This is a genomic window from Mesorhizobium sp. M4A.F.Ca.ET.022.05.2.1, from assembly GCF_003998845.1.
Lineage (GTDB): Bacteria > Pseudomonadota > Alphaproteobacteria > Rhizobiales > Rhizobiaceae > Mesorhizobium.
Map to the genome: position 1 here is coordinate 1 of NZ_RZOJ01000317.1, position 6,961 is coordinate 6,961.

Consider the following 6,961-nt stretch of genomic DNA (forward strand, 5'->3'; position numbering starts at 1 on the left):
GGTGGTGTCGGCAAGACCACGGTTGCCGTGGCTGTGGGCCATGACCTGGTCGAAGCATTCGCGGGCGCCGTGCATTTCGTCGATCTCGGGGCGCTGAGCGATCAAAGCCTGGTTGCGACGACCGTAGCCTCGATGTTGGGGTTGTCCCTTCAGCCCGACGACCCGACATCCGGCTTGGTCGCCTATCTGGCGGAAAAGAGGATCTTGCTGATCTTCGACACTTGCGAGCATGTCATCGACGCGGCGGCAGATTTGGCGGCCCGTATCTTCGCCGCTGCGCCGCAAGCGCATCTGCTGGCAACGAGCCGGGAGCCTCTTCAGGTCGAAGGCGAGCATGTCTACAAGCTGGCGCCGCTTGAATGCGCGCCGGGCGATCTGGAACTCAACACGTTCGTGGTGAACAGCTTTCCTGCGACGCAGCTGTTCCTGGAACGAGCCGCGGCGAGCGGCGCCCGGCTTGACCTCCAAGATGCGGATGCCGCCATCGTGGCCGGCATCTGTCGCAAGCTTGACGGCGTGCCGCTGGCGATTGAGCTGGCGGCTGGACGGGTTGCGAGCTACGGCCTGCAGAAAACCGCGGAACTTCTCGACGAGCGGCTGACGCTGTTGTGGCCGGGACAACGCAGCGCCCCGGCGCGGCAGAAGACCCTCCAGGCGACCTTGGACTGGAGCTACGGCTTGCTGTCCGAGTTCGAGCGCCTATTGCTTCGCCGGCTTGCGGTCTTCATTGGCGACTTTTCGATCGACGCCGCGCTTGAAGTCGTGACGAGCGCAACGGTCGACGACACTCTCGTGTTTGGCGCAATCGACAGTCTCGTTGCCAAGTCGATGGTGGCAGCAAGGCCCGCCGGAGCAACGATGCGTTATCGACTGCTCGACACGACACGGGCTTACGCCTTTCAGCTCGACGTCGACGATGCCGAGTTCGCGAGCCTGGCCGCACGTCACGCGACCCATTACCTGCGCTGGCTGGAGCAGACAGGAGCCGAGTGGCCTACCTTGTCGAGCGCCTCGCAACGGTCGTTTCAACTCGCTGGCCTGGCCAATGTGCGAGTGGCTCTGGATTGGTGCTTCGGACCCGGCGGGAACATTGAAGTCGGCGTCCGTCTAGCCGCGGCGGCGGCCCCTGTTTTTCTGTCGATGTCTTTGCTCACCGAATGTCATCGTTGGATGGCGCGGGCGGTTCTTGCCCTCGACGACGCTACAGGCGGCGGATCGGAGGAGATGCTTCTTCAGGCCGCCCTCGGGGTGTCCCTGATGTTCACCCGTGGTGGAAAAGATGCGGCGCGCGTGGCTTTGAACAGAAGTCTTGCCATTGCCGACCGGCGTGGCGATGCGCTCGACCAGCTTCAGATTCTGGGCCCGCTGCAGATGTTCCATCTGCGCAGGGGAGAGTTCAGGGTCGCGCTGCGCTATGCGGAGCGCTGTACCGTCATCGCAGCAACGCTCGAGGATTCTGTCTCCACCACATTGGCGCATTCCTTAATGGGGATTTCTCTTCACCTCAGCGGAGAGCTGGGCCGCGCCCAGACCGCGCTGGAAGCGGCGCTGCGATGCGGGCCGCGCTCCGACCGCTCAACGACGAACTATCTCGGCTTCGACGGCAGAATTCTTGCCGGCGCAATTCTGGCAAGGACGCTCTGGCTGCAAGGGTATCCGGATCGGGCGGTGGAGCAGGCGCTGCTGACGGTCGAGGATGCGGAAGTCCTGAACCATCCCCTGACGCTTTCCATCGCACTTGTCTGGGCGATTTCCGTGTTCCTCTGGGTCGGAGACCTAGCGCGCGCAGAGGAACACATCGATCGTCTTTTCTCCAGTGCCGAATTTCATTCCCTTGGACCCTATCTCGCGCTAGGGCGCGGCTTCAAAGGGGAACTCGCCATTCGTCGAGGCAATGCAAGCAGCGGTGTCGAAAGCCTTCGATCCTGTCTCGCCGAGCTTCATGCCGCTCCCTACGAACTACTGACCACGCCGCTCAACATCTCGTTCGTTCAGGGCCTCGCCGCGACCGGTCGGTCCGCCGAAGCGCTTTCACTGATCGAGGAGACGATCGAGCAGGTCGAGGCAAGCGGCGATCTTTGCTACATGCCAGACCTGCTGCGAGTGAAGGGCAACCTTGTTCTCGCGGCCCCGCGAGGCGGCACGCACGAAGAAGCGGAACTTTGTTTTCGGCGGTCGTTAGAACTCAGCGGTCATCAGGGGGCTCGCGCATGGGAATTGCGGACCGCTATCGACCTCGCTTCGCTGTTGGCCGTACGCGGACGACAGGAGGCCGCCCAAGCACTCCTCCGGCCAATTTTCGCGCGATTCGGGGAGGGTTTGGAGACAGCAGACCTGCAGTCGGCCGCACGCCTGTTGGCTACGCCGAACTAGCGTGGCTTTGGCAGCACCGCAGGCAGGCAGCAGCGGCGATCCCTGCCGCTCGGCCGGTATGAGCCGTTCGCGATTTGAGCCTGCAGATGACGTTGAGCCTGTGCCGTCATTGGTCGCGGAGAGCGTAACCGCAGGCGCAGAGAACGTCGATGCGTTCATCCCGTTCGATTTGCCGCCTGCGCGTACGGCACTCTTTGTTGAAGGCAAGCTCGAACGTCGTCTCCGAGAAGCCGAGCAGGCGCTCGTTCGGCTCGATCTCGCAGGCGATATGGTGCCTACCCTCGATGATGCCGCGACGGCGCTGATCCAGCCAGTTTAGGAAGAGGTGGCCGCTTGGGGGCCGTATCTGCGGAATGGGAAAGACTCGGCATCATTGGCGAACTGCACTGTCAAGTTCGCCCAGGATCAAACCGAGATAGTTGTCAGGGTAATGTGGATCTCTACTTGTCACTTTTTGAGTATTTAACTTAGTCCGACTTCTTCAGGTCCGACTTATCGCCAGGGTCGAACTCACCTTCAAACAAGACTGTCGCGACCGGCTCAAGCGGATTGGCGATCCGGTCCTCCAGCAGCTCGATCAGTTTGTGCCCGACGGCTGCCATGTCTACGGAATGAACGCCGATATTCGCCGGCAGGAAGCGCGACAGACGCGTGTTGTCGCGAGTGACGATGTGGACGTCTCGGCCCGGCTCAAGGCCCCGTCGGCCGAGCGCGTGCAGCGCCCCAAGCAGGCCCAGTTCATTGGCGCACGCCAGGCCCGTTGGCGGATCTGACGACGCCAGCAGCCGATCGAACCAGGCTGCGCTCGATTCCATCGTGAACGTGCCGTGGCCGATCAGCGATTGGTCGATCGGAAGGCCGGCCTCGGCCATCGCTCTCTGATAGCCTTTGAGCCGCGCGGCGCTCGCCTGGTCCTTCGCCACGAGAAGCTGCAGCGCTATGCGTCGGCAGCCCTTGCCCATGAGCCGTCGGGTCGCGTCATAGGCGATCTGCTCATTGTCGATATCGACATAGGGATAGGCGGCGTCCACATCGGTTCTGCCGAAGGTGACGAACGGTATGCCCTGGTCGAGCAGCAGCTTGATGCGCGGATCGCCCGAGACCATGCGCGTGATGATCAGCCCGTCCGCGCTGCGCGCCTGCAACAGGCGCCGCATGCTTTCGACCGGATCATCGTCGGGCGTGGTGGAATATATGGACAGGCTGTAGCCCGTTTGCCGCGCCGCCAGCGTCATGCCCTCGATCAGGGGAAGCTTGGCCAGATCGGACAGGTAATCGCTCGTCTCCATCGGCAGCACCGCCGTCAGCGTCATGGTCCGTCCGGTTTTGAGCGCGCGACCATGATGATCAGGCACGTAGCCGACGCGGTTGGCCACCTCCTTGACCCGCGCCACGGTCGAGGGGTGCACCTCCGGACCGTCCTTCAGAGCGCGCGATACGGTGGTCACCGAAAGAGAAAGTTCCGCCGCGATCTGTTTTAGATTGGCCATGTCGCCCGACTTGATTTGCGAATGCGTCGGCTGATTTTGCTGCGCTTCGTAACGTTACCGGATTCGACCTGACGGTCAAATCCGACGCCCCCCACTATCAAATGTCCGCCGTAAAGCCGCTTGACTCAATGCCGTTTCGCTGCAATCGTAACGTTACGATTTTCTAAAATGGCCACGTAATCGACGCTTTGATGAATCCTGGAGGAGGAAAATCCATGTCTTGGCTACCACGCATTTCCTTGGCGGTGATCGCAGTCTCGGCTGCCTTGCCCGTCTATGCTCAAACGGTCACCATCACCACCGCAGGCGGGGACTATGGCAATGCCATCAAGGAGGCCATGTGGGCTCCCGCTGCAAAAGAGCTTGGCTATGAGGTCCGCGAAGAGACGCAGAGCGACGGCCTTGCCGCGTTGAAGATGCAGGTCACCTCGGGCGCGGTCACCACCGACATCATCCATCTCGGCTCACCGGAAGGCGCGCAGGCGGCCGCGCAGTCGCTGCTGGAACCACTCGACTACAAGATTATCGATCCCAAATCCGTGCCGGCCGGCGCAAAGTCCGACTACTGTTATCCGTTCGATTCCTACGGCACCGTCATGTCGTGGAACACCAAGGCCCTTGGCGACAACCCGCCGAAAAGCTGGGCGGAGTTCTGGGATGTCGCCAAGTTCCCGAACCGTCGCGCCTTGCGCGCCAACGCGCAGGACCTGATCGAGATCGCGCTGCTCTCCGACGGCGTGGCGCCGGCGGACGTCTATTCCGTGCTCAGCACCCCGGAAGGGCTGCAGCGCGCCATCAAGCGGATCGAGGCGATCAAGCCAAACGTCTCCGTGTGGTGGACCTCGGGCGCGCAGTCGGCGCAACTGCTGAAAGACGGCGAAGCGGATCTGGTCGTCACCTGGAACGGAAGAGCCCAGACCGTGAAGGCGGATGGCGGCGCCGTCGACTATACGTTCAAGGGTTCCGTTATCGGCACGGACTGCCTCGGTGTGCCGAAGGGCGCCCAGAACAAGGACGCGGCCATGAAGCTCATCGCGGCGATGACGCAACCCGCTCGGGTGGCGAAGCTCACCGATTTCATCGCCTACGGGCCGGTCAACCCTGCCGCCTATGAAGGAGGCCTTATTCCGAAGGACCGTCTGAAGACCCTGGCGACGGCGCCCGAAAACGCCGGCACTTCGGTGTTCTCGAATGCCGACTGGTGGCTGAAGAACGGCGAAGCCGCGCAAAAGGCCTTCGATGAAATGATCAGCCGCTGACGCTCCAGCGCATCAGATGCAACGACGGAGCGCATGATGAAATCGCTTCCGATCACCATCGACAGCGTGCGTAAGGCCTATGGGTCTTACGTCGCGCTGGACGATGTCTCACTCGACATCAGGGCCGGCGAATTCCTGACGCTGCTCGGCCCCTCCGGGTCGGGCAAGACCACTTTGCTGATGGCTCTGGCCGGTTTTGTCCGGCCCGATTCCGGAAAGCTCCTGTTGGGGGATCGCGACATTACTCGCCTTGCTCCCAACAGACGGGAGATCGGCATCGTTTTCCAGAACTACGCTCTGTTTCCCCACATGAACGTCCTCGCCAATGTCGAATATCCGCTGGCGCTGCGCAGGATACCGAAGGCGGAAGCCCGTCAGCGGGCCCTGGACACCTTGGCCCGCGTGAAACTGGAAGGTCTGTCGGAGCGCAGTATTGCCGCACTGTCCGGCGGCCAGCGCCAGCGGGTGGCGTTGGCGCGGGCAATTGTCTTCGAACCGCGCGTGATGCTGATGGATGAGCCACTGTCGGCGCTCGACAAGAATCTGCGCGAGACCATGCAGTACGAGATCCGGCGCCTGCACGATGATCTCGGGATCACCACCATCTATGTGACCCATGACCAGCGCGAGGCGCTGACCATGTCCGACCGGATCGCGGTGATGAATTCCGGCCGCATCCAGCAGATCGACGCGCCTCAGCGAATTTATGATCGTCCATCGACACGCTTCGTCGCCGAGTTCATGGGCGAGGCCAACATTATCGCTCCGGGCCTAGCGCGCAGGATCGATGGCGCCGACGCGCCGCGCGAGACGCTGATGATCCGCGCCGAAAGCCTGCATCTCAATGCGAGCCTCGCCGGACGCGACGGAGTTGCCCTCGACGGGACACTCCGCGCCAAGGCATTTCGCGGCGAGAACTGGCTGTTGACGCTGACGCTTGACGGCGGGCAGGAAGTCCTTGTCTGCATTCCGGCGGCCCTGGCCGGTGGCTGCGTCGAGCTTGCCGCCAGTCAGCGGGTGACTGTCTATGCGCCGGCGCAAAAAGTTCATGTTCTGCCGGGAGCGATGGCGTGAGCGTCGCTGCCGATCCCGCGCTCGCCGCGGATGGCCGACGCGAGCGGCGCTTCTTCCTTTCGCTGTCGCTTCCGGCGCTTTTCATCGTTGGGCTGGCGGCGATACTGCCGCTCCTCTGGATCGTCCGGCAATCCTTCCTGACGACGGCGGGCCAATACTCCGTCGGCAATTACGAGAAGGTGCTGTCGAGCGGGCTGACATGGTCGGCCTTGGCCACGACCCTTGAACTGTCGCTGGGCACGCTGGTGGTCTGCATTATTCTCGGCATTCCGCTGGCGCTCGCTCTGGCCAGCACTCGGCCAAGGGTGGCCAACGTGCTGATGGCCTTCGTTATGCTGCCCTTGTGGACCTCTATTCTGGTGCGCACCTATGGGTGGCTCGTGCTGTTGCGGCGCGATGGACTGATCAACGCTGCCTTGACGGGTTCGGGCCTGACCGCGGAGCCATTGCCGCTGGTCTACAATTTCACCGGCACGCTCATCGGCATGGTTCACTACATGCTGCCGCTGTTTCTGCTGCCGGTATACGCCGCGATGCGCGATATCGACACCAACCTCATTCGCGCCGCCGCCAGCATGGGCGCCACGCTCGGGCAGGTGATCCGCACGGTCATTCTGCCGCTTTCCGCCGGCGGCATCCTTTCGGGTTCGATCATCGTCTTCATCTACACGATCGGGTTCTTCATCACGCCCGCGGTGCTTGGCGGCGGCGCGAATGAGGTTGGTGTCGATATCGCGCATCGCGGCGTATACCGGCAGCAGAAAC

Annotated in this window: 6 protein-coding genes; 5 read left to right on the forward strand and 1 reads right to left on the reverse strand. The window is 62.5% G+C overall.

Translation table 11 applies throughout. The features are described 5' to 3' along the window. Both EN745_RS36315 and EN745_RS25960 read left to right on the forward strand, forming a co-directional pair. A partial coding sequence (locus EN745_RS36315) for a transcriptional regulator (protein WP_189363163.1) occupies positions 1-2,373 on the forward strand: 2,373 nt, incomplete at its 5' end. 1 nt (position 2,374) lies between these two features. Then, positions 2,375-2,692, forward strand: coding sequence for a hypothetical protein (locus EN745_RS25960; RefSeq protein ID WP_245487837.1), 318 nt, complete (start codon positions 2,375-2,377; stop codon positions 2,690-2,692). A gap of 148 nt (positions 2,693-2,840) precedes the next feature. Here EN745_RS25960 and EN745_RS25965 read toward each other — a convergent pair whose 3' ends face one another. Then, the gene (locus EN745_RS25965) at positions 2,841-3,863 is read right to left on the reverse strand and encodes a LacI family DNA-binding transcriptional regulator (protein ID WP_127422589.1); all 1,023 of its coding nucleotides are present in this window, start codon (positions 3,861-3,863) and stop codon (positions 2,841-2,843) included. Between the two features lie 215 nt (positions 3,864-4,078). Between EN745_RS25965 and EN745_RS25970 the strand changes: the two genes are divergently transcribed. The 3 genes from EN745_RS25970 to EN745_RS25980 all read left to right on the forward strand — a co-directional run. Next, on the forward strand, positions 4,079-5,122 hold the full coding sequence (locus EN745_RS25970) for an ABC transporter substrate-binding protein (RefSeq protein ID WP_126088192.1): 1,044 nt from the start codon (positions 4,079-4,081) through the stop codon (positions 5,120-5,122). 36 nt (positions 5,123-5,158) lie between these two features. After that, on the forward strand, positions 5,159-6,196 hold the full coding sequence (locus EN745_RS25975; protein ID WP_127422590.1) for an ABC transporter ATP-binding protein: 1,038 nt from the start codon (positions 5,159-5,161) through the stop codon (positions 6,194-6,196). After that, on the forward strand, positions 6,193-6,961 hold a 769-nt coding region (locus EN745_RS25980), incomplete at its 3' end, for an ABC transporter permease (RefSeq protein ID WP_145992135.1). The genes EN745_RS25975 and EN745_RS25980, both read left to right, overlap by 4 nt.